The 26410-nt window shown below is 42.6% G+C and carries 16 protein-coding genes; 5 read left to right on the forward strand and 11 right to left on the reverse strand.

Translation table 11 applies throughout. From position 1 onward, the window contains the following. Window positions 1-254: 254 nt before the first annotated feature. Complete coding sequence (locus L3Q70_RS16350) at window positions 255-3086, reverse strand: TonB-dependent receptor (protein ID WP_062567465.1); 2832 nt, start codon at window positions 3084-3086, stop codon at window positions 255-257. A gap of 601 nt (window positions 3087-3687) precedes the next feature. Between L3Q70_RS16350 and L3Q70_RS16355 the strand changes: the two genes are divergently transcribed. From L3Q70_RS16355 to L3Q70_RS16370, 4 genes are all read left to right on the forward strand, one after another. Beyond that, on the forward strand, window positions 3688-4650 hold the full coding sequence (locus L3Q70_RS16355; protein WP_062567464.1) for a glycoside hydrolase family 43 protein: 963 nt from the start codon (window positions 3688-3690) through the stop codon (window positions 4648-4650). A gap of 343 nt (window positions 4651-4993) precedes the next feature. Continuing rightward, window positions 4994-8404 (forward strand): LamG-like jellyroll fold domain-containing protein, encoded by a 3411-nt coding sequence (locus L3Q70_RS16360; protein WP_237114615.1) that lies wholly within the window; start codon window positions 4994-4996, stop codon window positions 8402-8404. A gap of 195 nt (window positions 8405-8599) precedes the next feature. Next, window positions 8600-10603, forward strand: a complete 2004-nt coding sequence (locus L3Q70_RS16365) for a methyl-accepting chemotaxis protein (RefSeq protein ID WP_237114616.1) — start codon at window positions 8600-8602, stop codon at window positions 10601-10603. A 122-nt stretch (window positions 10604-10725) separates the two neighbouring features. Further along, window positions 10726-11142 (forward strand): hypothetical protein, encoded by a 417-nt coding sequence (locus tag L3Q70_RS16370; RefSeq protein ID WP_062567461.1) that lies wholly within the window; start codon window positions 10726-10728, stop codon window positions 11140-11142. Between the two features lie 66 nt (window positions 11143-11208). Here the strand turns inward: L3Q70_RS16370 and L3Q70_RS16375 are convergent, their stop codons facing one another. From L3Q70_RS16375 to L3Q70_RS16400, 6 genes are all read right to left on the reverse strand, one after another. Beyond that, window positions 11209-13155, reverse strand: a complete 1947-nt coding sequence (locus L3Q70_RS16375) for a family 43 glycosylhydrolase (RefSeq protein WP_237114617.1) — start codon at window positions 13153-13155, stop codon at window positions 11209-11211. 12 nt (window positions 13156-13167) lie between these two features. Beyond that, a complete protein-coding gene (locus L3Q70_RS16380; protein ID WP_062567460.1) occupies window positions 13168-14379 on the reverse strand; it encodes an aldose epimerase family protein in 1212 nt (403 codons plus the stop codon). 71 nt (window positions 14380-14450) lie between these two features. After that, complete coding sequence (locus L3Q70_RS16385) at window positions 14451-15035, reverse strand: beta-phosphoglucomutase family hydrolase (protein ID WP_062567459.1); 585 nt, start codon at window positions 15033-15035, stop codon at window positions 14451-14453. Between the two features lie 136 nt (window positions 15036-15171). Further along, entirely contained in the window at window positions 15172-16671 is a 1500-nt protein-coding gene (araA, locus tag L3Q70_RS16390) for an L-arabinose isomerase (protein ID WP_055198523.1), read from the reverse strand. A 23-nt stretch (window positions 16672-16694) separates the two neighbouring features. Continuing rightward, window positions 16695-17390, reverse strand: a complete 696-nt coding sequence (locus L3Q70_RS16395; RefSeq protein WP_054552270.1) for an L-ribulose-5-phosphate 4-epimerase — start codon at window positions 17388-17390, stop codon at window positions 16695-16697. Further along, window positions 17387-19039, reverse strand: a complete 1653-nt coding sequence (locus L3Q70_RS16400; RefSeq protein WP_237114618.1) for a ribulokinase — start codon at window positions 19037-19039, stop codon at window positions 17387-17389. The genes L3Q70_RS16395 and L3Q70_RS16400 overlap by 4 nt, the downstream gene beginning before the upstream one ends. A 231-nt stretch (window positions 19040-19270) precedes the next feature. Here L3Q70_RS16400 and tal point away from each other — a divergent pair, with 231 nt between their 5' ends. Further along, entirely contained in the window at window positions 19271-20224 is a 954-nt protein-coding gene (gene tal / locus L3Q70_RS16405) for a transaldolase (RefSeq protein ID WP_062567456.1), read from the forward strand. A gap of 119 nt (window positions 20225-20343) precedes the next feature. Here tal and tkt read toward each other — a convergent pair whose 3' ends face one another. The 4 genes from tkt to L3Q70_RS16425 form a co-directional block, all read right to left on the reverse strand. After that, on the reverse strand, window positions 20344-22344 hold the full coding sequence (tkt, locus tag L3Q70_RS16410) for a transketolase (RefSeq protein WP_237114619.1): 2001 nt from the start codon (window positions 22342-22344) through the stop codon (window positions 20344-20346). 146 nt (window positions 22345-22490) lie between these two features. Beyond that, window positions 22491-22853, reverse strand: a complete 363-nt coding sequence (locus L3Q70_RS16415; RefSeq protein ID WP_062567454.1) for a hypothetical protein — start codon at window positions 22851-22853, stop codon at window positions 22491-22493. 197 nt (window positions 22854-23050) lie between these two features. Beyond that, on the reverse strand, window positions 23051-24196 hold the full coding sequence (locus L3Q70_RS16420) for a heparan-alpha-glucosaminide N-acetyltransferase domain-containing protein (protein ID WP_062567453.1): 1146 nt from the start codon (window positions 24194-24196) through the stop codon (window positions 23051-23053). Further along, on the reverse strand, window positions 24186-26267 hold the full coding sequence (locus tag L3Q70_RS16425; protein ID WP_237114620.1) for a TonB-dependent siderophore receptor: 2082 nt from the start codon (window positions 26265-26267) through the stop codon (window positions 24186-24188). Before L3Q70_RS16425 ends, L3Q70_RS16420 begins: the two co-directional genes overlap by 11 nt. Window positions 26268-26410 lie beyond the last annotated feature (143 nt).

Below are 26410 nucleotides of genomic sequence, written 5' to 3' on the forward strand. Positions count from 1 at the left end.
ATGGTCAATAATGAGCAACGCTCACTATTTCGAGCAATGATGACAAGCCTTCAACACTGCGTATCAAATAAATTTACAGCCCTAGATAGTACACAGCTTGGCCATTGCGTTCGTTATTTTTGTAAATTTAATGCTAATTCAATTAATAGTATTATCATACTAATTAAATCGCAACACTTTTCGACTGATAACAAACATGCGCTTTACGAATAAAAAACCCCAGCAGGGCTGGGGTTTTTGGGTCTAATTAAGAATTAGAAAGAATAACGTGCACCCAAGGCAAATGTGCGTGAGTAAATAGCATTACTAAAGTTAAATAGGTTGTCGTTGCCTTCACCGTAGTAACTTTGGTAAACATCATCTAGGATGTTTGTTGCATCAAAGGTCACAACAAAATCTTCATTGATATTGTAGCTAAATTGGAAGTCTAAGCTTTGTTCTGGGCGGCTCCAAAACTGCAAAGGATTAGCAAAGATAGCGGCTTCATTACCCGTATAAAACTCTGAACGCCATACATAAGATAAACGCATATCGAATGAATCACGCTCATAAATACCTACGATGCTATATGATTCATCAGATACACCCGCCATCTCTGATTCTACATAGCGAGAAATATTACCTGCTTCGTCAAAGTCAGGCGTGTCTTGAGATGAATCAAGCAGTGTGTAACTTGCTTGCACACCTAAGCCATTCAAGTATTCAGGTAATTCTTCAGGGAAGTAAACTAAACCTAACTCGAAACCTGATAGCTCACCATTGGAAGCATTAACGGGTGCACTTAATACGTATGGACGAGTGACGCCATCGTTACCTTCACGTACAACTGTTTTGCGGCCAGGTACAACTAGGCCTTCAATTTCACGCTTAAAATATGCTGCGTAAAGTGAACTTGTATCAGCAAAATACCACTCAAGGGAAACATCATAGTTAGTCGATTCTGTCGGTTTTAATTCAGGGTTACCGCCAGTGCCTTCCCCATAAATCGCCCCCTCAGTAAGTGGATCAGTCCAATACTGAAGCGCATTCAAATCAGCAAAGTTAGGCATACGCAGCGTTTCTGTATACGCTACACGGCCAACCACATCATCGGTAATATTCCAGTTAAGCATAAAGCTTGGTAGAACTTTGCTTACATCTGCAGTTGCAGAGCTAGTATCAAATACATTGGTATTAGTGCCAGTTTCAGCTGTAAACTTCATATCTTGTTCATAGCTCACATAACGTACACCAATTTCACCACTGATATCTTCGGTTAAGAAAAAGTTCGTTGTTGCATAAAGTGCATATGAATCTTCTTCAATATCAAAGGTTTTATATTTATCTTCCGCTTCAAGTCCGTAAATCCCGCGAATTGCATTCGCATTATTTAGTAAGTAACCACCGTCCGCTGTAATAAAGCTATCAAAAACGTCTGCACGACCATCTAAATAATCATTAACTTGATACACCACACCTGAGCCATCACCCGATGCACCCGCTGCTGCAAGTTGTTCAATTAGACTTGCAAGAGATGTATCCGCTATGCCACTGTCCTGAGTACGTGTAAATTCCTCTGCGGTGCGGTTTTCATAACGACCACCAAATTTTACTTTATCGAAATATGTACCGCCAATTAAGTACTCCGCATCAAAAGTAAATGTAAGAGCGTCGCCTCGGTTACCTCCGCCATTATCGTATAATGTACTCGCATTCCAGTTTTCGATGGCTGCCATGTCTGCTTCATTTAAAGCTGTGTTCGGATCATCCCAAAATGCAATACCTGGCATTCCGTCATTATCATTAAAGTCTACATCTAACCCTGTAGCAACACGATCAAACCGCATACCAAAAAAGTCGCTTTCAAACTCACTTTCTTGATAAACAAGTTCTGTGTTAATTGTTAAGTAATCACTTGCTTGCCACTCGGCGCCGAGTGCATATAGGTAACTGTCTGTTTTTTCAGAGTTAGAGTCGCCACTTTGGAAGCCACCAGCACCAATAGCTTGTTTCTCTTTAATGACATTAGTACCATCAAACACAACGGGGGTATCAATATTCCCATTACCATTTTCAAAGGTATTTGAGAACCATAATGCGTTTTGAGACTGATTATCATAACCGGTATAGAAACCTTCCGCTGTAATTTCCAACGTTTCATTAGGAGCCCATTGGAGTGATATTGATGCAGCAGGTCGTTTGCGAACACCTGTAAAAGACGTACCGAAAATCGCATCTCGAGCTAACAAATATTCTGTTGGTACACCATCAACATTTAATGTTGAACCAGCAGCCGAAGGCAAACCACTTTCAAGTCCCGCCTGCCAAATCAAATTCCCCTGCGAGTCATTATTTGGAATACGAGAATAAGGTGAATAACCAACAGCTGGTTTATCTGTAAAGAATGGGAATGCCGCGCCCGCTGTTATTGTGTCATCGCGATAATTAGTTTCTGCATAAGAGACGTTAAATAGCGCACCAAATTCACCAGCTCCCTCTAAATCCCAGCGATTGCTAATGAGGGCGCTGATATTAGGATCAATTTCATCAGACTGATCAGAATAAATTGCACGTGCTGCTAAAACGACTTTTTCACCTTCAAAGTTGAATGGACGGTGCGTTTTAATGTCAATTGCCCCTGCGATACCACGCTCAATTTGATCTGCCGAGCGCGTTTTATAAACAGTGACGCCTGATAAAAGGCTTGCTGGAATATCTTGTAGTGAAACATCACGACCCGCACCAGTAAAGATGGCACGACCATTTATAGTTGTATTAACATCGGTTAAGCCACGAATTGAAACTGCACTTACTTCACCAGCACCACGACCCGTTGTTTGTACCCCCGTTACACGCTGTAATGCTTCAACCACGTTATTATCAGGAAACTTACCAATATCTTCTGCAACAATGGCATCGACTATCTGAACGCTTGCACGCTTTTCATCTAATGCTTTGTTTAAGCTGCCGCGAATACCAGATACCTGAATCACTTCCATTTCATCAGCGCTATTCTCAGGAGTGGTTGGCGTTTCCTCTTGAGCAAAAGCAAATTGACAAGTAAATGCCATAACTACAGCACTGGCTATGTGTGTTCTTTTAAACATAAGCGGTGTTCTCCAAATTATAGTTATATCGGCCCGCTGAACTTTCCCCATTCAGTTACCGAAGCGAGACCACTGTATTGTGCATCGTATGTTGTCAAAACGGTGCGCGAGTGAATCTACATTTTTTATGTTAATACTTTGCTGCCTGAACTTTAATCATATTGTATGACTATTTAACAGTCAACTCAAAATTAATAAATTAAAATAAGTGTCGCTATGTTTACAAAAACACTTTGATTATAGCATGTTACAAACATATGAAAGGCTATTTTAAATATAAAAAACCATGAAAAGGCTATAATAATCATTAAGATAAAGATGAGTAACAGATCATCTAAACTCTCTTTTAATTTATAAGAAACAACAAGAAAGGACTAACAAGTTATTTACCTTGCACATTTTAATGCTACTATTAATATTGAAATACAATAATACAATATAAGTTTACTTTTAACTGCACTGACTAAATCGTTGCGATGTAAACAATCAGTTACCCAGTATAATTTAACGTACAGTGCTTATTACTTGGGCTGTTTAAGTTAGATCTAAGTGTGGACAAAGTAATAGCTCGAACAACAATTATTAGTCAAAGAGGACACTCATGAAGAAACTCAAAGCCTTAACACTGCCTTTACTCTTCTCAAGCAGTTTAGCCGTTGCACAAAATCCACTGTTTACCGATGTATTTACTGCTGACCCAGCTGCACTTGTACACAACGACACCGTATACCTTTATACAGGCCATGATGAAGCCCCTAATAATGATGTCTTCTTTGAAATGCATGATTGGCTGGCTTTTTCTTCTACCGATATGGTGAACTGGAAAAAACACGGCCCAATAATGAAAGCCACTGACTTTAAATGGGCTAAGGGCCAAGCGTGGGCTTCACACATGATTGAGCGTGATGGTACTTTCTATTTCTTTACCACAGTGCGCCACAATGACACAAAACCCGGTTTTGCAATTGGTGTTGCCACCTCTAAATCACCAACAGGTCCATTTAAAGATGCCATTGGTCATGCGCTTGTAACCGATGACATGACCAAACATACGCCAAATGATTGGGACGACATCGACCCTGCTATTTTCACTGAAGAAAACGGCGATACTTACATGTTCTTTGGTAACTTAATGCCTAAATATGTAAAGCTCAGCGACGACTTACTGTCTCTTGATGGTGAAATTAAAACGCTGGACTTGCCTAACTTTACCGAAGCGTTATGGGTTCACAAGAAAAACGACAACTACTATGTATCTTATGCCTGTGAGTTCCCAGAGAAGATCTGTTATGCCATGAGTAAAAGCATTCACGGGCCTTGGGAATATAAAGGCATCTTGAATGAAATAGCGGGTAACAGCGAAACCAACCACCAATCAATTATCGAATATAAAGGTAAAGACTACTTTATTTACCATACTGGTGCAGTGCCACCGATTGATGGCAAACCAAGTGGCGGGCGTTTTCGTCGTTCGGTCGCTATTGAGCCACTTTACTACAACGAAGATGGCACGCTTAAGCGCATTATTATGACCACTGAAGGCCTCAGTAAACAAGACAAATAATTTCAAGAAGGGCTCTTTAAGAGCCCTTTTTATTGCCTATATATAATACAAATAAACACTTTCCTCGCCTTCTTCTAGTCTAAAATTAAATTAAAAAGCTAAATATGGCTCAGCAAACATCAAAATCGGCCTCTCAAAAAAATTAAAAATACGCCTATACACATTGTAAAATATGAAACCTTGCGTTTACACCTCAATTACATTTGCAAAAGTATTTGCACATTTCAAATAGTACTATAAAATTACAATACTACGTTCTTATTAGTTTGATATAGGCACGCGGCAATTTTATTGACAACAATCGAATAAAAAAATGAATCCCAGTTTCAAGAGGACACATAAAATGAAATTAAATAAATTAGCCATGATCATAGCTTGCTCTTTGGCTGTTACAGGTTGTGGTAAAGAAGAGGGTACTAAGCTTGACTCATCACCTGCGGTTGCCGACCCGCAAAGTGCAAAACCAAGTGTAAGCAGCAGTGTTCAATACACTGAATCAGGTAGTGTCATGATGACTAATGTAAGCGTGCACGATCCTTCTGTGGTTAAAGTTGACGACACCTATTATATTTTTGGCTCTCATCTTGCTGCCGCTAAATCAACTGATCTCTTAAACTGGGAAATAATTTCGAGCCTCTCAGCTAACGCAGCTGTTAACGAAAGCCCACTATTTGACTACAACTACACAGCTGAAATTGCCGAAGGTATTGAGTGGACAGATGGCTTCACAGGAAACTGGGCAGCAGATGTAATCAAAGCGCCAAATGGCAAATTTTGGTTCTACTATAACCACTGCGCACAAGATAACCCAGATACCGCAGATGTGGTTGATGAAGTGTGCTGGAATCGCTCTTACCTTGGCTTAGCCGAAGCTGACAGCATTGAAGGCCCTTATAAAAACAAAGGTATTTTCTTACGCAGCGGTTATCGCTCTGATGCTGAATTTTCAGCATACCCACTTGATAACGGTCAAACGACATGGAATGGTGCCGTTGATCCAAACGCCATTGACCCTGCAGCCTTCTATGATGCAAACGGCAAACTTTGGCTGGTTTACGGCTCCTATTCTGGCGGTATTTTCGTGCTAGCTATGAATGAAGAGACCGGTATGCCAGAAGCAGGTCAAGGCTATGGTAAAAAGCTGGTAGGCGGTGACTTTCGAGCAATGGAAGGTGCATTTGTGATGTACAGCCCCGAAAGCGAATACTACTACCTATTCTACTCAGTCGCTGGTTTTGCGCTAAACGATGGTTACAACATCCGTGTTGCTCGCTCAAAAACACCTGACGGCCCTTACCTAGATAACGCTGGTAACGACATTGCTGCAATGAGCGGACTTGAAGTGGGCGAAAAGTTAATGGGTGGTTTTGAGTACACGCAAGAACTTGGCGAAACAGCACCAGCATGGGGCTACCAATCACCAGGTCATAACTCTGCTTACTACGATGAAGCGACAGGTCGTCATATTTTAGTAACGCATACACGTTTCCCGCAAACATCGACTGAGTTCCCAACAACTTCAGAAGCGCACCAAGTGCGTGTTCACGAAATGTTTATCAACTCATTAGGCTGGCCAGTGGCTTCACCACAACGCTATGTGCCGCTTGAAGGCGACAACATGGTTGTGGCAGATGAACTTTACGGTTATTACAAGTTTATCAACCACGGTAATGAGGTAAACACCGACGCTATTCGTTCAATGCATATTGCTCTTAACGAAGATCATTCTGTTACCGGTGATGAGCAGGGTATCTGGTACATGGTTGATGACTCAAATATCAAACTAGAGCTTGATTCAGGGACTTATTACGGGGTCGCAAAATGGCAATGGGATGACAATAAACAAGATCTAGTCGTTACTTTTTCGGCCTCATCTTTAGATAATGCGACAGTATGGGGCACAAAAGTTGCGCAAATTAATGAGTCTGAGACAATTCTAGCAACAATACAAGATGCGTTAAATATAAAAACTGAGCTTACAATCGCTGACGATGGTTACTCACTTCCAACGAAAGGCAAAGCAGGTACAAAAATTACTTGGCAGTCTAGCAATGAGTATTATATTGATACAGATGGTTCTATTTTTATCCCAACGCCGGATCGAGGTGATCAAGCAGTCACTTTAACTGCAACGCTAGAGCTTAATGGTGAAGTTGCAACAAAAACATTCAATGTAAACCTAAAAGCACGACCTGAATTTAGAAATGCAATTGCCCATTATCAATTTGAAGATTCACTACGCGACGCCTTAGGTAATCTAGATGATGCTGGTGTAACTGACAACAATCTATTAAATGTAGGTGTAGGCACAACCGCTTTCGCTGATGGTCAAACAGGTAAAGCCTTTAACTTTGACGGTGCAACGGGTGTTCGTTTACCTGATAATTTAATTACAACCTCAGAATTCACCGTTTCTTATTGGATTAATCCTGAGAAAATCACAGACTTTTCTCCAACTTTCTTTGCCGCAGCATCCGTTGATAACTGGATAAGTGTCGTACCAGCAAATTCTCCTTCATTCCTTTGGAGCCATTATTTTGATGAAAATAATAAAGATGTTTGGGGTGATGTAAACCAAACTACACCAGCCCCATTAGCTTGGTCGCATATTGCAATTACTTATGTAGACCAAACAGCTACTCTTTATAAAGATGGCAAAAGAATTGGTTCAATACAAAGACCCGACATGTTTAATACACAAACAGGTAACTTTGCATTAGGTGTAAACTATGGCTGGGATTTACCGTTCCAAGGCCAAATTGATGAGTTCATTGTGTATGACTACGCACTCAATAGCCTAGATATTAACGGTGCAGCGATTAACAACTTAACTGATCCAACTCAGTTTGAAGGCTTTATCACAAATGCCCTTGATTTAGGTGATATATCTGCAGTACGTGAGAACTTCGAATTACCTCGCGTTGGTCCATTTGTATCAGGGATCAGCTGGACATCCAACAACGAACAATATTTAAAACCCGTCAATGGCACAGCTATTGTCACTCAGCCAAGTGCGACAGCTGGCGACCAAGTCGTGACATTAACGACTACTATTCGATACAAAGACTTCACAGATACCAAGTCATTCGATGTAACCTTAAAATCACTTGCCCCTGCTGAGTACAGCTTTGAAGGTGACTTAAGTGCTTTAAACGGTGCCTACGCAGCGGGTAAACCAACTGGCGGTTTAATTAATAATACTGGCGGCAATGTTACTTATGTAGATGGCATTATAGGCCAAGCCGTATTTCTTGACGGTTCGGGGGTTCGTTTACCGGATAACCTAATTACCACCAATGACTACTCTGTATCTATGTGGTTGAAACCTGAAAGCTTCACAGATTACACAACCGCATTCTTCGCGGGTGCGAGTGCGGACACTTGGTTAAGTTATGTTCCATCAATGTCTGGAACGGCGCTTACCCGCTTATGGGCAAATAACGGTGCATTCTTCGATAATGCTGAGCTAGATAGTCGTATTCCTCTCAAAGAGTGGACTCACCTTGCCTTTACGGTTGATGGCACCAACGGCGACACGATAAAAATGTACGTGAACGGTGAACTACAGCTAGAAACGGGCGGTTTCCCTCGCGTATTCACAGTCCCTGGTGAAACCAACGAGTTTGCCCTAGGTGTTAACTACTGGGATACCCCCTACAACGGGGCTATTGATGAACTGAAAATTTTCAACGGTGCGATTAGTGCTGAAGAAATAAAAGCACTCTTTGACGCAGCTTCTGCACAAGAAGAGTAATAAGTAAGGTGAGCTGTCTCACCTTACTTATGTGTTGTCAGGAAAGGCCGAGTGAAAACTCGGCTTTTTTCTTACCTAAAACAAAATAATCATTCATTATTAAGCTGATCTGCCGATAAGTAGATTACCAATACATTGGCATTTTATGAGTTAATAACTAACTTATACACAATGCTACTATTTAAAGGGCGTACTATGAACTTTCGGAACTGGCCTATAGCAAAACAAATTGGTGCACTCGCATTTATATTATCCTTATGTGTATTCTCCATCGTTGGTGCCTCATCTTATTTCAGTGCTAAAACAATTTTAACTAATAAAAGTGAACATACGATCAAGGCTAACCTTAACCAAATATCATCTCTGCTCGAACTTCAATATAACAGCTTACTTGCCATTGCACGGCGAAATGCAAATGTATTTAGCGATATGTACTCTGGTTCAATTACGTTAAGTGAACAAAAAACACAAGTCGGTCAATATCAGGTTCCATCATTAGCGCATAACGGCGAGTTAATTAATAACAATATGAATATGGTCGATCGTTATGCAGATCTGACAAAAGGCAATGCAACAGTTTTTGTAAGAGATGGTGATGACTTTTTCCGTATTGCCACGTCATTAAAAAAAGACAATGGCGAACGAGCTGTAGGTACTTACCTAGGAAACAAGCACCCAGGTTACGAAAAGCTCATTGCGGGAGAAGAATATGAAGGGTACGCTAAACTCTTCGGAAATGAATACATGACTGTGTATAAGCCTATTAAAAATAGTACTAACCGGGTCATAGGTATACTTTATATTGGCTTTAATATAAACGACTCTCTTAATGCCCTCAGAGAGTCTGTTGCAAATCTAACAATAGAAGAATCAGGGAAGCTGTTACTATTCAATAATGCCAATAACACAATTATTGTAGGTCCGCATAGTCAATCAGGAGAACAGTTAACAAAGCAAACCTTGCAAGGATTACCGATTGAGCAAACCGACTCAAACGAACATGTCTATTACACCGACCAACACAATGAAGGGATGTTTGCACTTGCAAAAAAAGTAAAAGGCTGGAATTGGACACTACTCGCCCGTGTAAAAGCACATGAGCTAAATGACGAAAGTTGGCAATTAATGCGTGTGAATGCACTGGCCTCTATCGCCGGCGTTATCATGATTAGCCTTTTACTGTTTTGGGGACTAGTAAGGACACTCGCACCACTTAAAAGACTGACCAAAACAGTTGATGCTCTAGGTAAAGGTGACTTATTGCAGCACATCGAAGCCACTAACCAGCCCAGTGACAACGAAGTAATAACGATTACAGCAAGTGTAAGTAAAATGTCTGTGGAGCTTAAAAAGCTAATACTGGCTTTACAAACATCAATAGTACAACTTGAAACACAAGCATCAGCGGCTCACCACTTAGCACAACAAAATGGCCAAGAAGCCCATGAAATGATGGCACAAACCGCGCAAATTGCAACGGCAATAGAGCAAATGTCGTGCTCGATAAAAGATGTTGCACATAATGCCACTGAAGGCGCGAACCAGACACTTCAAGTTGATAAAGATGCCCAATCAGGACAAAGCCAATTAACGCAAGTCATCAATGATTTAATGCTGCTTAGTCAGCAACTTAATAATAGCCATGATGCGGTAGAAAAGGTGAATGATGCTAGCAATGAAATAAGTAAAGTGACTGAGGTTATTAATGCCATTGCTGAGCAAACCAATTTATTAGCCCTAAATGCAGCAATTGAAGCGGCCAGAGCAGGTGAACAAGGACGAGGCTTCGCAGTTGTTGCCGATGAGGTCAGAACTTTAGCTCAGCGCACACAAAAATCGATTGTCGAAATAAGCCAAACTATCGAGCAACTACAAAGCCAAGTTACCATGGCGGCAGAAAAGATGAAACAAAGCCAGCAGCTAGGGCTTAAGTCTTCAGAAGAAGGCAAAAAAACAGGAGAGCAATTAGAGTCTATTACCATCAGTATTGGGGAATTAACCCGCTCCTCAAGTAACATTGCTGAAGCGACCGATCAGCAGAGCACAGTCGCACAAGAAATAACACAAAACCTTCATCAAATAAGTCAACTTGCAAAAGACAGTGAAGCGCGCACCCAAGGCACAATAAGCTCTGCTGACGACTTAAAAACCCTTGCCGAAGGGCTCAAACGGCAAATTAGTTTCTTTAAAGCAGATTAATCAAAACCTCGATACCAGTTTGTCGGTATCGAGGTAACAGCTCCAGTGCCACATTAAATAAAAGCTAAAGAAATAGTCCCCATTGCCGATACTAACTTATTCTTCACTTATACTTAACCGCGATGAATATTAACTCGTTAGCGCATGCCCTGAACATAGATAACCAAAAATCGACGGCAAAAGACGATACTACATCCGACTATCGTTTCTCAATTGCTGAGAGAGCAACACTTTCTGGACAACAAACAGCAGAAACAAAAGCGCAAGAAAAAAAGAGTGAACTGCCAGCTGCAATTCAAAAAATGCTCGCCCAGTTAGAACTTTTAAAAGAACAACTTGAGCAAGCAAAAGAGCAACTTGCAAAACTACAAGCCTCAGAAAACCAACAAGATGATGCAGTTAAAACACAAATCGAAATACAACTTGAAATAGTCATGGGGTTACAAAACCAAGTTATGTCACTAAGCCAAGCTATCGCAGATGCAATGAAAGAGGCCGGTATCAGCGATCCAGGTGTATTAATTAGTGCGCTGGTGTGAAAATGAGCGCAAAAAAGCCACTCATAAATGAAGTGGCTTTGGTTGAGTCGATTTATTACTTATAACTTAATTTGGTTCACGCAGATGGAACACTTGGCACTTGTTACCTAAATTAGGCTGTTGTGCGAAGTTAGTGTTTTCAGCTAAACCACAGTTACTTAAACCAAGTGCTTGTTTTGTGTAGCGGTTGATAAGCATCACACCACCACCTTCTACTGGAGCAATACGCCACTGTGCTGTTTTCGCTGCACAAGAAGCCATTTCTACGTTGGCACCTGGTACTAAGGCATTATCAGCTACCGCAGCACAGAACTCGCTATCAGCGCTTTGTTTAAGGCTTACATAGCCTGTATCTGTTGGTGTGAAGAACCATTGCTGTGCATCTTTATGCGTAAAAGCTTGTTGCTCAACATTGGTACCCGCTTTAACCGTACCAGCCACGCTAAGTGCTTTACCACTTTGTTGGCTTAATACGACAACACTGCCCATAGGGCGTAATTGCCAGTCGCCACACGCTGTTGCGTCGCTTTGCTGTAAAACCGCTTGGTTTTGTGCGGCAGAACAACCAGCAACCGCTAATGGCTTGCCTGTGTAACGGTTAGTAATAGAGACATTACCATCTGTACTTGGTGCTACTTTCCATTGCTGGCAGAAATTATTGCGCCATGCTGCAGATTGTACTTTAGCGTTATCGGCATCATTACAGTTTTCAAGCTCTAAAAACTTGCTATCTTCACGGTTAGCTAAACGAACAAAACCATCTGTTGTTGCATCAATAACCCATTGACCATTGGTGCTCGCACACTGACGTTGTACAGCACGTGCATCTTGTGGATCAGCTGCAATATCTAAACATAAGCCGCTTGTTGCATTCACTAATTGGTAGCGCTGACCTTGCACTCGTGTTACCAGTGGACCGTATTCACCTGATGGCGGTGCGACTTCAACGCCTGGTGTTAATGGTTTACCAAAGCTTGGCGTGCCATCGTCATTCCAAGTAAACTTTTGCGCACGTAATGAACGCGTCGCACTACAACCGTTCTCTACCGAATCATTACCGTGGTAAACTAACCAATCTTCTGTGCCGTCTGGCGATGTGAAAAAGCCATTGTGGCCAGGGCCAAACACTTCTTCTGTACGCTCAAATACTGGCTTTTCGTATTTTTTCCAGCTGCTCGCTTTAAGCGGATCGTCACCAACAAGCTCAAGCATACCTAGTTTGTAATCAGGAGTATTACAGAAGCTCGCTGAGTACGTCATAAACGTACGGCCATTGTGCTGTAATATTTCAGCACCTTCAGTGACTTTACGGCCACTGATTTCCCAATCTAGCTCAGGGCGCGTGATCACCGTATGCGGTGAGTTCTCTTTCAGTGTCCACGGGTTTTCCATTTCAGCAATAATATTTAATTGCTGATCGCCCTGCCATTGAGAGTAAATCACATACAGCTTGTCTTTGTATGTTAGGTAGTTACCGTCGATGTTCCATACGTTAGGCATTAATGCGCCCTTATATTCGTATGGACCCATAGGATCATCACCGGCACTTTCTAATACATTTAAGTGTTGGTTATCTAAAGTGCCATCAGTACCAGCTGTGTACATCATGTACCAACGGTAGCCGTTTGGCCCTTTTAGGCGATGGAACTCAAACGCCCAGAAGTTACAACAACGTTCAGGGTTTGAATCAGACCAAACATTGATAGGTGTTGCATCAGCAAGGCCCGCGAGTGTTGGTGATTTACGCATCACTAACTCAGATGTCCATGTTGTTGTGGTTAGGTAATAGTTACCATCCCAATACTCAAGCCATGGATCGGCACCATTAGGAAAAAGTGGGTTGGTAAAAATACCATCATCTTGAATTGGCGCTTTTGCTGTGGCTGCGACATCTGCTTTGGCTGTGTTGTCTTCAGCCGTAGTCTGACAGCCCGTCAGCGCGCCAAACGACAAGGCAAATAGGCTAGCTAAACCAGCCTTTTGCATTGCGTTTTTAAGCTTTGTTGTTTTCACGTTTGTGTTCCTTTATTTTGTACCAAATTCGTACACAATGCGTGTTGAATACACGTCACCCGGCAGTAAAGTTGTGCTTGGGAACGTTGGCTGGTTGGGTGCATCAGGGAAATGCTGTGGCTCTAAACAAAAACCACTTCTAAAATTATGCACTAAGCCAGACGCTTGCTTGGTACTACCGTCTAAGAAGTTACCTGAATAAAACTGTACCGCAGGCTCTTCTGTGTAAACTGTTAACGTACGGCCAGAGTTTGCTTCGTAAACCGTCGCTGCTTCAATAAGCTCATTGCTTGGCGTGTCTTTAAGCACAAAGTTATGGTCATACCCTTTGCCAAGTTTGAGCTGTTCGTTGCTTGCTTTGATATCTTGGCCAATTGCTTTAGCTGTACGGAAGTCAAACGGTGTGCCTGCCACATCCATCAACTCACCCGTTGGGATCAAGCCGCCATCGACAGGGGTAATTGCTTTTGCGTTAATTTGCATTTGGTGATCAAGAATGTCGCCTTTACCCGCTAGGTTAAAGTAGCTGTGTTGCGTCATATTGATGATAGTAGGCTTGCTTGTTGTGGCAATAAACTGCATATCTAGCGTGTTGTTGTTCGTTAGCGTGTAAGTCACTTCAGTGGTTACTTCACCTGGGTAACCTTGGTCACCATCTGGGCTCACTAAGCTTAAGGTAACACCTGCGCTATTTTGTGTCGTGAACGGTGTCATGTTCCACACTTTTTTATCGAAACCTTGCACACCACCATGTAAATGGTTGTCACCATCGTTGGTTGCTAATTGGTATTCAGTGCCATTTAACGTGAATTTACCGTTTGCGATACGGTTACCAAAACGACCGATGATGGCACCGTAGTAAGTCGTTGCTTTTGTGTACGCTTCTAGGTTATCTAAACCCAGTACAATATTACCCATTTCGCCTTTTGCATCAGGTGTTTCAATACGCGTGATAATACCGCCGTAGTTGATCACATCAACGCTAATACCATTGCTGTTAGTCAGCGTTACTTGATTAACTGGCGTTTGATCAGCAAGTACGCCATAAGCCGTCATTGATGCTGAAGGGGAAGTCGTCATGTTATCTCCTTGATGAGCACACGCTGGTGTAAGGGCAATCCCGCATGTCACCAACAATGCATAAAGCCCGCGCGACTTTTTCGTGTTCGAACTGGCTGTTTGATGAGTTGTTTTTAAACCTTGTAAAACACATTGCAATGACATATGAATAACCTTTTTGTAATTGTACTTATAGTTTTATAATACAAATAAGGGTGTCATTGCAACTTTAATCGCTAAAGTTGGATTTTTCCGTCTTTCACCATGATGCAATCCATTCCCGCACTTTTCGCGGCTTGATAGCCAATTTGCGTGTCTTCAAAGACCACACACAGGCTTGGCTTAACACCTAATTGATCTGCCACTTTTAAGAATGTTTCTGGGTTTGGCTTGCCTTTACTTACATCACTGGCAGTCACTAAGGCACCAATTTTATTAATTAAATTAGTATCTGTTAGATGCTCAATTGCATGTTCGCGATCAGCACCTGTACCAACCCCAATCGGTAATACACCATGGTACTTTTCAAGTACTGCGACGGTTTCGTCAATCACTAGCGGTTGGTGCTGTAAATCGACCCAAAACTGATGTTTATCTTTTGCCACAACTAGAGGGTCATGATCTAAGCCAAATTTTTCATTAAGCATTTCAATTGTTTTAACGGTCGGAATGCCGCCCAAGCTGTACATGTAGTCGTAATCGAATGGATACCCATAGGCTTCGCAAGCTTTCTGCCATGCCTGTAAGTGACTGCCCATTGAGTCAATTAAGGTGCCATCCATATCAAAAATAATGCCTTGGTAGGCGCTTAAATCGATCATATCTACTCCTAAAAAGTTTCGCTTCACAATAGCATAAGCCAGCGAAGAGCGTGGCTCATCACTGGCTTAATCGACAACAAAATTTGGGGGGAACGTGCTCACACACAGCACGTTCTAGTACATAAAGTACTAATTCTTACAGGCCACGTTTTAGCATGTAGTAAGCTGCGTTATGACGAAGCTCTGTTTTGAAACCACGGATCGTCGTATCGTTATCGATGATCATCGTTTCAACGCCAGCCATTTCAGCAAAATCGATAATCATATCGGTTGTTACTGCTTGGCTGTATGCAGTGTGGTGTGCACCACCGGCGTGGATCCATGCAGCTGATGCTACAGATAGATTTGGTTTTGGTTCCCAAAGCGCTGAAGCAACAGGTAAGTGAGGTAAATCAGCTGGCGGAGCCACTGTGTCTACTTCGTTGATTAAGATACGGAAACGGTTACCCATATCAATTGGTGATACGTTGATTGCAGCACCCGGTTTTGCAGTAAACAATAAACGACCTACATCACATTTCACACCGATCGTGTGTTGGTGAACTTCAAGACGTGGTTTTTGTGCTGCAATTGAAGGACACACTTCTAACATGTGCGCGCCAAGTACTTGGTCAGTCTCACCCATGTTGTAAGTGTAATCTTCCATGAATGAACAACCGCCATCACGGCCTTCACCCATTACTTTCATGATGCGAACCATAGCAGCTGTTTTCCAGTCACCCTCACCACCGTAACCATAGCCTTTCGACATTAGGCGCTGTGTAGCAAGACCCGGAAGACCAGAAAGACCTGATAAGTCTTCAAAACAGTTTGTGAATGCTTTAAAGCCGCCTTTCTCTAAGAAGCGCTCCATACCAAGCTCTAAGCGTGCTTCGTTGCGTAGCATTTTCACTGCGTAATCGTCTTGTAGCGTTTCGTCAGCAATTACGTAGTCTTGCTTATAAAGCTCTAATTGCGCATCAACTTCTTCTTCAGTGATGGTATCAACCACTTTCACAAGCTCAGCGACACCAAACGCGTGTACTTCATAACCAAAGGTAATTTGTGCTGAAACTTTGTTACCTTCAGTCACCGCAACTTGACGCATGTTGTCGCCAAAACGCGCAACTTTAAGTGTTTGGCTTTCTGCCCAACCTTTCGCCGCACGACACCAGTCATCTAACTGCTGTTGTACATCAGCACGTTGCCAGTGACCCGCAACAACTTTACGCTCTTTACGCATGACAGTACCGATGAAACCGAACTCACGGTCACCGTGTGCACTTTGGTGCGTATTCATGTAATTCATGTTGATGTCAGACCAAGGAAGGGCTGCATTGAACTGAGTATGAAGGTGTAACCAAGGCTTACGTAATTCGCTTAGGCCAGCAATCCACATTTTCGCAGGAGAGAAAGTGTGCATCCATAATACTAAACCAACACAGTTAGGATCCGTATTTGCCGCTTGGCAAACAGCGTGAATTTCTTCAGGTGACTTAACGGTAGGCTTACATACCAAGTTTACTGGTAGGTTCGCTTCGCTGTTTAAGCCCGCTACAATTGCTTCGCTGTCTTTGGCAACCGTTTCTAACACCTTAGGACCATAAAGATGTTGTGAGCCGGTAACAAACCAGACTTCTTTCGTCATCGTCGTCATGTTAATAATCCTCTAAATTCTTGCTATTTGCTCTGACCGTAATACGCGTTTTTACCGTGCTTACGTAGATAATGTTTATCCATCACTGCTTTTTTAAGTTCAGCTGCGTGTGGATCTAAAGTGCGTGTTAAATACGCCATGCGTGCAATCTCTTCGAGTAGTGCGGCATGGTATACAGACTGAGCGGCATCTTTACCCCACGTGAAAGGCGCATGACCCGCAACAATCACCATAGGTGCAGCTTTCGGATCGCGGTCTTGATACGCATCAGTAATTTGAATACCGGTTTCTAATTCATAATCGCCATTCACTTGCTCATCGGTTAGCTCACGCGTACAGGTGATGTCACCGTGTACATAGTCAGCGTGAGTTGTGCCAAGGCAAGGAATGCTTTGTTTTGCTTGCGCCCATGCAGTTGCATAGGTCGAATGCGTGTGTGTTACACCACCAATTGCATCGAAGTGGCGATATAAATGAACATGCGTTTTAGTGTCAGAAGACGGACGCATAGACCCTTCAACAATGTTGTTTTCAAGGTCGACGATTACCATGTCATCGGCTTTCATTTGGTCGTACGATACACCACTTGGTTTAATCGCAATCACGCCTTTGTCGCGGTCGATTTGCGATACGTTACCAAAGGTATAAATCACTAAGCCACGACGCTGAAGCTCCATGTTCGCTTCATAAACTTCACGTTTTAGTTCTGTAAAACTCATGCTTTGTCTCCGTTTACATAGCTTGCAAGTGCTTGGTAGTTGGCATAAAGCTCGTCATACACAGCAACGCGCTCAGGGTTTGGTAAGTACTGATGACATACAGACGACGCCATCACTTTTTGAGCATCTGCCACTGTTGCGTGCTCACCCGCAGCAACCGCAGCCATAATTGCCGCACCCAATGCACAGCTTTGCTCACTTTCTAAAACGTCGATTGGACAGTTCCAAACATCAGCACAGGTTTGCATTACGTAGTCTGATTTTTTAGAAATACCGCCGATAACAACCACTGACTCGATTGGTACACCTTCGCTACGAAAGCGCTCAGTGATAGCACGTGCGCCAAAGGCAGTTGCTTCAACAAGCGCTTTGAAGAACTTAGGTGCATCAGTGCCCATCTTTAAGCCTGTTAATGCCATGGCAACGCTTTGGTCAGCATCTGGCGTACGACGACCATTTACCCAATCAAGCGCAGTTACGTCGCTGCTTGATACAGGCAGTGCTGCCGCAGCTTTTGATAAATCAACTAAGATTGAGTCTTCTAGCTTGTTAACGAACGCTTGCTCAGCGTCAGATAGATTTGTAAGTTGGCGAGTTGGCCAAAGTACTAAGTTCTTGAACCATGCGTATAAATCACCAAATGCAGATTGACCCGCTTCTAAGCCAATTAACCCAGGGATCACTGAGCCATCAACTTGACCACAAATACCCTTAACGCAAGTATCACCTAGCTGCTCTTGAGACGTTACTGTGATGTCACACGTTGAGGTACCCATTACTTTGGTTAGCACACCAGGGCGAACATTGGCTGCTACTGCCCCCATGTGACAATCAAATGCACCGTAACCAACAACAATGCCTTGTGGTAAACCAAGCTTCTCGGCCCACTCAGCAGTTAAGTTGCCCGCAACTTGGTCGCTTGGCTCTGTGGTTGCATTTAGCGTATCAACAACACCATCTAATAGTGGATCGATATTGCTGAAAAAGCTGTTTGGTGGGAAACCGCCCCACTGCTCGTTCCACATTTGTTTGTGGCCCGTTGCACAACGCCCTAGCTTTAATGCTTCAGGGTGTGTTGTGCCGCACATGAGCGCGGTCATCCAATCGCAATGCTCAACCCATGAATAAGTGGCTGCTTTAACACTGCTATCAACGCGGAAAATATGTAATGCTTTGGCCCAGTACCACTCAGAAGAGTAGATACCGCCCATGTGTGACAGGTAGTTCACATCGTTGTTAGTTGCAGCGCACGTGATTTCATTTGCTTCTTTAATAGACGTATGGTCTTTCCACAGAATGAACATTGCATTTGGGTTTTCTGCAAATTCTTCAGTCAATGCCAGTGGTGTACCTTGACTATTAATCGCCACAGGCGTTGAGCCTGTCGTATCAAAGCTCATACCCACTACGTTGTCTGCGGTACCTGCTGGAACTTGTGACCAAAGACCATTCACTACTTCTATAAGGCTATCAATATAGTCTTGTGGATGCTGACGAAACTGATCCTTACTTGGGTCACAATATAAACCTTGTGCCCAGCGCGGGTAGTTTACTAAATGGCTGGCAAGTTCTTCACCAGTCGCAACATCAACGAGTAATGCTCTTACCGAGTCTGACCCGTAGTCTAATCCCAACGTATAACGAGACATAATTACCTTTCACTAATTGCTTACTAACATTGTTAGTCATTATCTTTATTTGTATGATAATATCAACAATATCAGATTGTAAAGGTATTATAAAAATATTATTAACAGGATTATTTGCTGCTGGCGGGCGATTTATTGCGCAGTTTTTCTGGAAGATTAGATTGTTTTTTCAGCACAAATAATAGGTTAAAGCCATAACATTAACTTTTGTATGATAAGAATGGGATAATTATGTCTAACCAACTAGAACAACTTAAAGCAGTGACAACCGTTGTTGCTGACACGGGTGATTTTGAAGCCATCAACGAATATAAACCGCAAGATGCAACAACAAACCCATCACTCATCTTAAATGCGATTCAAATTGAGAAATATCGCCCACTTGCTGTAGAAGCCGTATCATGGGCAAAAGCACAAAGCAGTGACGCAGCTGAAGTTGTAACAAAAGCAGCTGACAAACTAGCGGTATTAATTGGCTCTAAATTAATGGAGCAAGTACCAGGTTTAGTGTCTACTGAAGTTGATGCGCGTTTATCATTTGATACCCAAGCAACCATTGATAAAGCACTTGATCTTGTTGCTTTATATAAAGAGCAAGGCATCGACACATCGCGCGTATTAATCAAAATTGCTTCAACATGGGAAGGTATTCAAGCGGCTAAAGTACTTGAAGCACAAGGTATTCGTTGTAACCTAACACTGGTATTTGCATTTGCTCAAGCACGTGCTTGTGCCGAAGTGGGTGCCTACCTTATCTCACCATTCGTTGGCCGTATTCTTGATTGGTACAAAGCACAAGATGCAAGCGCTGATTTCGACGGTGCTAACGATCCGGGCGTTAAGTCAGTCACGCATATCTACAACTACTTCAAAAAGCACGGCTACGACACGATTGTAATGGGCGCGAGCTTCCGTAACATCGGTGAAATCCAAGAATTAGCAGGGTGTGACCGCTTAACTATCAGCCCGAAGCTACTTGCTGAACTCGCTGCAACTGACGCACCATTAACTCAAAAACTATTACCAGCAACAGAAAAAGCAGACGCGCCAGCAGCAATGACTGAGCAGGCTTTCCGCTGGGAAATGAATGAAGATGCCATGGCAACTGAAAAACTAAGCCAAGGTATTCGTCAGTTCGCCATTGACCAAGAGAAACTAGAGTCAATCTTAAGCGAATTAGTTTAAACCAATTGTTTAAGCAGCAAAAAGCCCGCAAACTTTGGTTTGCGGGCTTTTTTATTGCCTACCTTTTAGTAAAAGCAGGCTTATCGTGTTGCGATTACGATAATTTTTTGCACCTTACATTATTCAGCAAGTAATGCGTTTGCTTTTGCAACTAGGTTTGCCACTGTGAAACCAAAGTGCTCAAGCAATACTGCGCCTGGCGCTGATTCACCAAATGTCTCCATACCGAGTACATCACCATCTTGGCCAACATACTTGAACCAGAAGTCACGGTGTGCAGCTTCAACAGCAATCTTTGGTGTACCCGTTGGTAGCACGCTTTGACGATATGCTTTGTCTTGGCTATCAAACTGATTCGTTGATGGCATAGATACCACGCGAACTTGCTTGCCTTGTGCTGCTAATTCAGCAGCGGCATTCACTGCGAGCTCAACCTCAGAACCCGTTGCAATTAGAATAAGCTCTGCAGCTTGTTCGCTATCAACAAGTACATAACCCCCTTTTGCAATGTCAGCAACTTGCTGTGCATCGCGCGCCATCGCTTTCGTGCCTTGGCGGCTGAAAATGAGTGAGCTTGGGCCGGTTTCTTTTAATAACGCTTGGCGCCAAGCTACCGCTGTCTCGGTTTCATCACACGGACGCCATGCAGTCATATTCGGTGTCATACGAAGGTTAGCAATTTGCTCGATTGGTTGGTGAGTTGGACCATCTTCACCTTGACCGATTGAGTCATGGGTATACACAAAGATGCTTTGCGCTTTCATTAATGCGGCCATACGTACTGCATTACGTGCGTATTCCATAAACATCAAGAAGGTTGCGCCAAATGGAATAAAGCCACCATGTAATGCAATACCATTCATGATTGCGCTCATACCAAACTCACGTACGCCATAAAATACGTAGTTACCATCAGCAGCATCTTGTAAACCTTTTGCTTCTGGCCATAAGGTTAAGTTAGAACCGGCAAGGTCGGCAGAGCCACCCATTAGTTCAGGGAGCTGCTTTGCAAAGAAAGTGATCGCATTTTGAGATGCTTTACGCGTCGCAATGTTTTGCATGTCAGCTTGGCATTTAGCAATGTACTCATCAGCTAATTCTGCGAAGTTAGCTGGTAATGCTTTTTCAAGAACACGGCGTGTATATTCTTTTGCAAGTTCAGGGTGTGCTTTGCTATAAGCGGCAAACGTTTGCTGCCATGCACCTTCAAGCTCTTGCCCTTTCGCTTGGGTATTCCACTCATTATAAACCTCTTGTGGAACTTCAAATGCTGGGTGTGGCCAGTTTAGCTGCTCACGTACTGCGGCAATTTCGTCGTGACCCAGTGGTGCGCCGTGACAGTCGTGGCTACCTGATTTATTTGGCGAACCAAAACCAATCACTGTTTTACAGCAGATGAGTGTTGGTTGCGTAGTGTTGCCTTGTGCTGCTTCGATTGCACCTGCAATTGCATTCATATCGTGACCATCAACATCACGGATAACTTGCCAACCGTAAGATTCAAAACGTGCAGGTGTATCGTCGGTGAACCAACCTTCTACTTCACCATCGATCGAGATGCCATTGTCATCCCAAAATACGATTAGCTTGCCTAGGCCTAACGTACCTGCCAGCGAACATGCTTCGTGCGAGATACCTTCCATTAAACAGCCGTCACCCATAAAGCAGTAAGTGAAGTGATCAACAATATCAAATTGTGGCTTATTGAATTGCGCTGCTAAAGTTTTTTCAGCGATGGCCATACCTACTGCGTTAGCAATCCCCGAACCTAGTGGGCCTGTCGTTGTTTCAACACCCGGTGTGTAACCATATTCTGGGTGACCTGGTGTTTTAGAGTGAAGCTGACGGAATTGCTTAATATCTTCGATGCTTACGTCGTAACCACTTAGGTGTAACAATGCATATTGAAGCATTGAACCATGGCCATTTGATAACACAAAGCGATCACGGTTAGACCAGTCTGGGTTTAATGGGTTATGGCGGTGAAAGTTTTGCCACAATACCGCTGCAATATCAGCCATACCCATAGGCGCACCTGGATGGCCAGAGTTGGCTTGTTGAACGGCATCGACAGCAAGTATGCGAATAGCATTTGCAGATTGAGAACTAGGCAGAGTCATCTTTTAGCTTCCTGTTAATATTATATTATAAATAATATCGCAAAAAGTGACTGATAAGGCAACTTAATAAACGCTTTATTGTATAAGTGAATACTAAATAGGCTGGTACAAACCAGCCTATTGAATCGATCAGTAAGCTTTAAGTTTTAACGACCATCTTCAAAAGAAGCTGTCGCTGACACTTTGCTCCAACGGCCATCTGCATACAGAATTGTCGCTTCCGCTTTGCTTGGTCGAAACGCTCGGATTTGGTATGAACAAGACGTACCTGATGTTCCACACGATGATGCACCATTAGACCAAATTACACTATCAATCGCTGAACCATCTCCTACTACACGAAACACTGCTGTTGCATATGTTTGACCATACACGAGTGCAAAACAACGATTTGGTGTGTATTGATCATATGCTTGCGTATCGACATAACATTCCATTGTATCTGCGCTTGCATGAACTGAAAAAACACTAGCGGCGAGTAATCCTATTGATGTTAATACTTTTTTCATTTTACTATCCTTATTTTTCTACCAAAAGTGGTACAAATAACATACAGTAGTGAAGAAGTATTAAAAATACGAATTTAATATTAATTTAACTATAATTTTACCTTAAAGCAACCTTTTGGCAACCTTTACCTTGAACAGTTTTAATCGGCGGTTCCTAAAAAATGCCGACACGCATAGGCAGTCGGCATTTCTAAAGCTTATAAATACTTAAGCCAAGGTTTGTTAGCCTTACGCTTATATTCACTAAACTTCTTAGTTGGCCAATAAAGCCCAACGGCTAATACGATAGTGATCAACCAAATACCTGAAATATCACTGACACCTAAATACTGCCCTTGGTTTGCCCCCCACACCTGCATGCCTAATTGGTACATCACTAGTAATACATAGAGGTGTAAAATATAAAAGAACATGGGTACAGAACCATACACACGTAGCGCATTAGTAAAGCGATTAAGCGGTCTTTCAAATAACCATAAACCAACAAACATGCCAGCTAAAGTGATAAGCAAAAAGCTCAGTGATGGAGGGTATTTAGTGACATTAAATACCGACATCATAGTTTCTGTTGTCGTGCTAAAGGCTTGCCAAGGTAAGGTTTCACCATAAATATTCAAACCACGCAACACAGCAAATAAGCCTACACATAATAGTGCTAACAGCAGCAGTGCTCGTTTACGCGACTGCGCTGTTTGCGTATGTGCATATAGTGGCCCGGCGCAATAACCCAGTAAAATCACACCAATCCACGGCAATACAGGGTAGCTAATTTTTACGTCGATTAAACCACCTTGTGATAGATAGCCCCGGTCATGCAAAATCGTCCACAGCGAGTAGCCAAACTCATCAGGTGTAAAACTGATTGGGGTGAGTAAGTTATGACCAAACACAATAGCCAAACCAAGTACTAACAATACATTGCGCGGCAGTTTTATCAATAACGCTAAAACCAACATGCATAAACCAATGGCCCACATCACTTGCAACCAAATAGTGTGGTAGTAACCCATCCACGAAAAACAAATGAGGGTCACTTCTAGGGCGATTAAAAACAACCCTCGCTTAACCAAAAAGCTTTGTGCTGAGCGGGCTACACCACTTGCAGGGTGACTGTAAAGCCACGCCGACAAACCGGTTAAAAAGATAAAGGTTGGCGCACAAAAATGTGCGGCAAAGCGGCTCCAAAAGAGCCCAGGCGAAGTGGTATCAACCACCATAGGATCGGTCACCTGCATATGCAAGAAAAACCGCTCTCGCACATGATCAAGTAACATCAGCAGAATAACGACGCCACGCATGATGTCGATACTATGAATACGGCTTTTAATTTGCTCAGAAGTCATAGCTCACAGCCAATTTAAATTGCGTCGGTGCACCAGGATATGCCCACAATGCATTGTATGAGCTTGCAATATATTCTTCATCAAACACGTTATCAACATTCAGTGATACCGTAGTACGTTCAGTCGCTCGCCATTTAGCGAATAACCCAACATTTTGATAACTCGGCAAACGGAAGGTTAAATCAGCAGGGTCGCCTAAACGGTCAGACACATATTGATAATGACCACCAATCTTTATTGCTTGTGCAAATACGCTTAAGTCATGATTTAAACCAATCGAAAGATTATTCTTTGGTACGTTCACAAGTGGGCTGCCTTTAGGAATTGGCACGAGCCAATCAACATTTAGGCTGTCTGTTGCAGTCTCGGCATCAACATACGCATAAGATAGGTTGTACTCAGTGTTATCGCCCAGTGAGCCTGTTAGGTCTAACTCAAAACCTGTGCTATTTGCTTTACCAACAGGCGTTGAATAACCTACATTGACAGGGTCCGCCACCAGCATGTTGCTCTTACTCGCATCAAAGTAAGCAAGGGTACCGCTGATATTGGCATAACTAAACTTAACACCTACTTCAAACGAGTCACTTTCTTCAAAACCAAATGGCTTACCTTCGGCGTCAGTACCGCTTAGAGGTAAGAACCCTTCGGAGTAGCTTGAGTAAACATTAATATCGTCATTAATTGTATATACAACCCCAAAGCGAGGACTAATGCGGTTCTCTTTACTGTTTGATGCAACACCTGACTTAGTTTCAAAAATATCTTGCTCAATTTCATCAAAACGCAGGCCTAACATCACTTTCAAGTTATCGGTTAGATCAAGTTGATCTTGCACATAGATACCATACGCATTTTGCTTTTCGTTATTCTCGTATTGCATACTCATTTCAGGACCTTCACCTGTGCTGTAATCAGGTTCATGAATATCAATCGTGTAAGTGCCATAGCCACCACGGTAACGATATAACCCCGTACGTAGCTCATAATCATACGCATCAGCACCTATGAGTACGTGATTAGTAATACCTGCAATATCAAAGTGACCGCTTAATTCAAAACGTACAGAGATATCTTCAGACTCATAATCACGGTAACGATGTTGACGAGTTAAGGTTCTGCCATCATCAAACAATGACTGACGAGATGGTGATAGTTCCGCATCTGAAGACTGCCCTGTTAGCGTTGCAGCACGATAGTTAGCCCCTGCCAGCAATGACCACTGACGATTAAAATCGTAGTTATAGTTAATTTGATGACCTCGAGAGTGTACCTTTGTAGGTGCATCATTAGGATTTCCTAAGAATCGCGACTCTGGCACGGTATCAAAGTCATCATTTAACACCACAATACCACGGTCATACATTTGCTGCTGATCAACATATTCAAATTCATACGTCAGCGATGACTTGTCATTAATTTGATAATAAAGCGAAGGTGTAATCACGAGTTTGTCGTGATGCACATGATCTCTAAAGCTATCGCTGTCTTGCCAAGCACCATTGATGCGAAACGCTAAATCATCAGTCAGGCCATTGGTGTAATCACCTTGAATACGTTTGTGGTCATCACTACCCAACTCTGCTTGAATTTGACCTTGTTGATAAAACTGTGGCTTCTTAGTAATAATGTTTACTGTACCACCGGGCTCTGAGCGACCATACAACGCAGAGCCAGGCCCTTTTAATACTTCAATATATTCAATGTTTGATACATCACGAGGGCCAGCAAATCCTTTACCACCACTAAAGCCATTGATTAAGTAGCCTGATGGCATATTCTCATTACCCGACAAACCACGGATTGAATAGCTATCCCACAGCGCCCCACCATTATTTTTACGGCTAATACTGGCAGAAAAATCCAGTGCATCACGAAACTTAGTGATGCCGTTATCAATCATCATATCTTTGCTTAAAGTAGTGATTGACTGTGGTAAATCTTTCGTTGGAATGTCGCCACGAAAAGCTTGCTTGTGCTCAATCGTGATTGTTTCGATATCGCTATTAGTAGCGTGTGTATTCGCAGCAAACGCCGCTGTTAAGGCAAGAAAAAGAGTTGAGTACTTCATAAATTAATTGGCTAAAAATATTGATTAAAATGATTTGTTATAAAATAACACAATATGCATGTTTGATATAGTATAACAAATCATTAAATTTCTATTTTATGGCTACTTATTTTAGTGTAGCTACCGCAAAAGTATTGAGTTTT

Source organism: Pseudoalteromonas sp. CF6-2 (assembly GCF_021729425.1).
Taxonomy (GTDB): domain Bacteria; phylum Pseudomonadota; class Gammaproteobacteria; order Enterobacterales; family Alteromonadaceae; genus Pseudoalteromonas; species Pseudoalteromonas arabiensis.

What these genes read in the sequence shown, in the direction of transcription:
- L3Q70_RS16355 (WP_062567464.1), top strand. Translation starts at nt 3,688, where the DNA reads ATGAAGAAACTCAAAGCCTTAACACTGCCTTTACTCTTCTCAAGCAGT.
- L3Q70_RS16395 (WP_054552270.1), bottom strand. Translation starts at nt 17,390, where the DNA reads ATGAGTTTTACAGAACTAAAACGTGAAGTTTATGAAGCGAACATGGAG.
- L3Q70_RS16425 (WP_237114620.1), bottom strand. Translation starts at nt 26,267, where the DNA reads ATGAAGTACTCAACTCTTTTTCTTGCCTTAACAGCGGCGTTTGCTGCG.
- tal (WP_062567456.1), top strand. Translation starts at nt 19,271, where the DNA reads ATGTCTAACCAACTAGAACAACTTAAAGCAGTGACAACCGTTGTTGCT.
- L3Q70_RS16360 (WP_237114615.1), top strand. Translation starts at nt 4,994, where the DNA reads ATGAAATTAAATAAATTAGCCATGATCATAGCTTGCTCTTTGGCTGTT.
- L3Q70_RS16420 (WP_062567453.1), bottom strand. Translation starts at nt 24,196, where the DNA reads ATGACTTCTGAGCAAATTAAAAGCCGTATTCATAGTATCGACATCATG.
- araA (WP_055198523.1), bottom strand. Translation starts at nt 16,671, where the DNA reads ATGACGACGATGACGAAAGAAGTCTGGTTTGTTACCGGCTCACAACAT.
- L3Q70_RS16385 (WP_062567459.1), bottom strand. Translation starts at nt 15,035, where the DNA reads ATGATCGATTTAAGCGCCTACCAAGGCATTATTTTTGATATGGATGGC.
- L3Q70_RS16380 (WP_062567460.1), bottom strand. Translation starts at nt 14,379, where the DNA reads ATGTCATTGCAATGTGTTTTACAAGGTTTAAAAACAACTCATCAAACA.
- L3Q70_RS16400 (WP_237114618.1), bottom strand. Translation starts at nt 19,039, where the DNA reads ATGTCTCGTTATACGTTGGGATTAGACTACGGGTCAGACTCGGTAAGA.
- tkt (WP_237114619.1), bottom strand. Translation starts at nt 22,344, where the DNA reads ATGACTCTGCCTAGTTCTCAATCTGCAAATGCTATTCGCATACTTGCT.
- L3Q70_RS16370 (WP_062567461.1), top strand. Translation starts at nt 10,726, where the DNA reads ATGAATATTAACTCGTTAGCGCATGCCCTGAACATAGATAACCAAAAA.
- L3Q70_RS16415 (WP_062567454.1), bottom strand. Translation starts at nt 22,853, where the DNA reads ATGAAAAAAGTATTAACATCAATAGGATTACTCGCCGCTAGTGTTTTT.
- L3Q70_RS16365 (WP_237114616.1), top strand. Translation starts at nt 8,600, where the DNA reads ATGAACTTTCGGAACTGGCCTATAGCAAAACAAATTGGTGCACTCGCA.
- L3Q70_RS16350 (WP_062567465.1), bottom strand. Translation starts at nt 3,086, where the DNA reads ATGTTTAAAAGAACACACATAGCCAGTGCTGTAGTTATGGCATTTACT.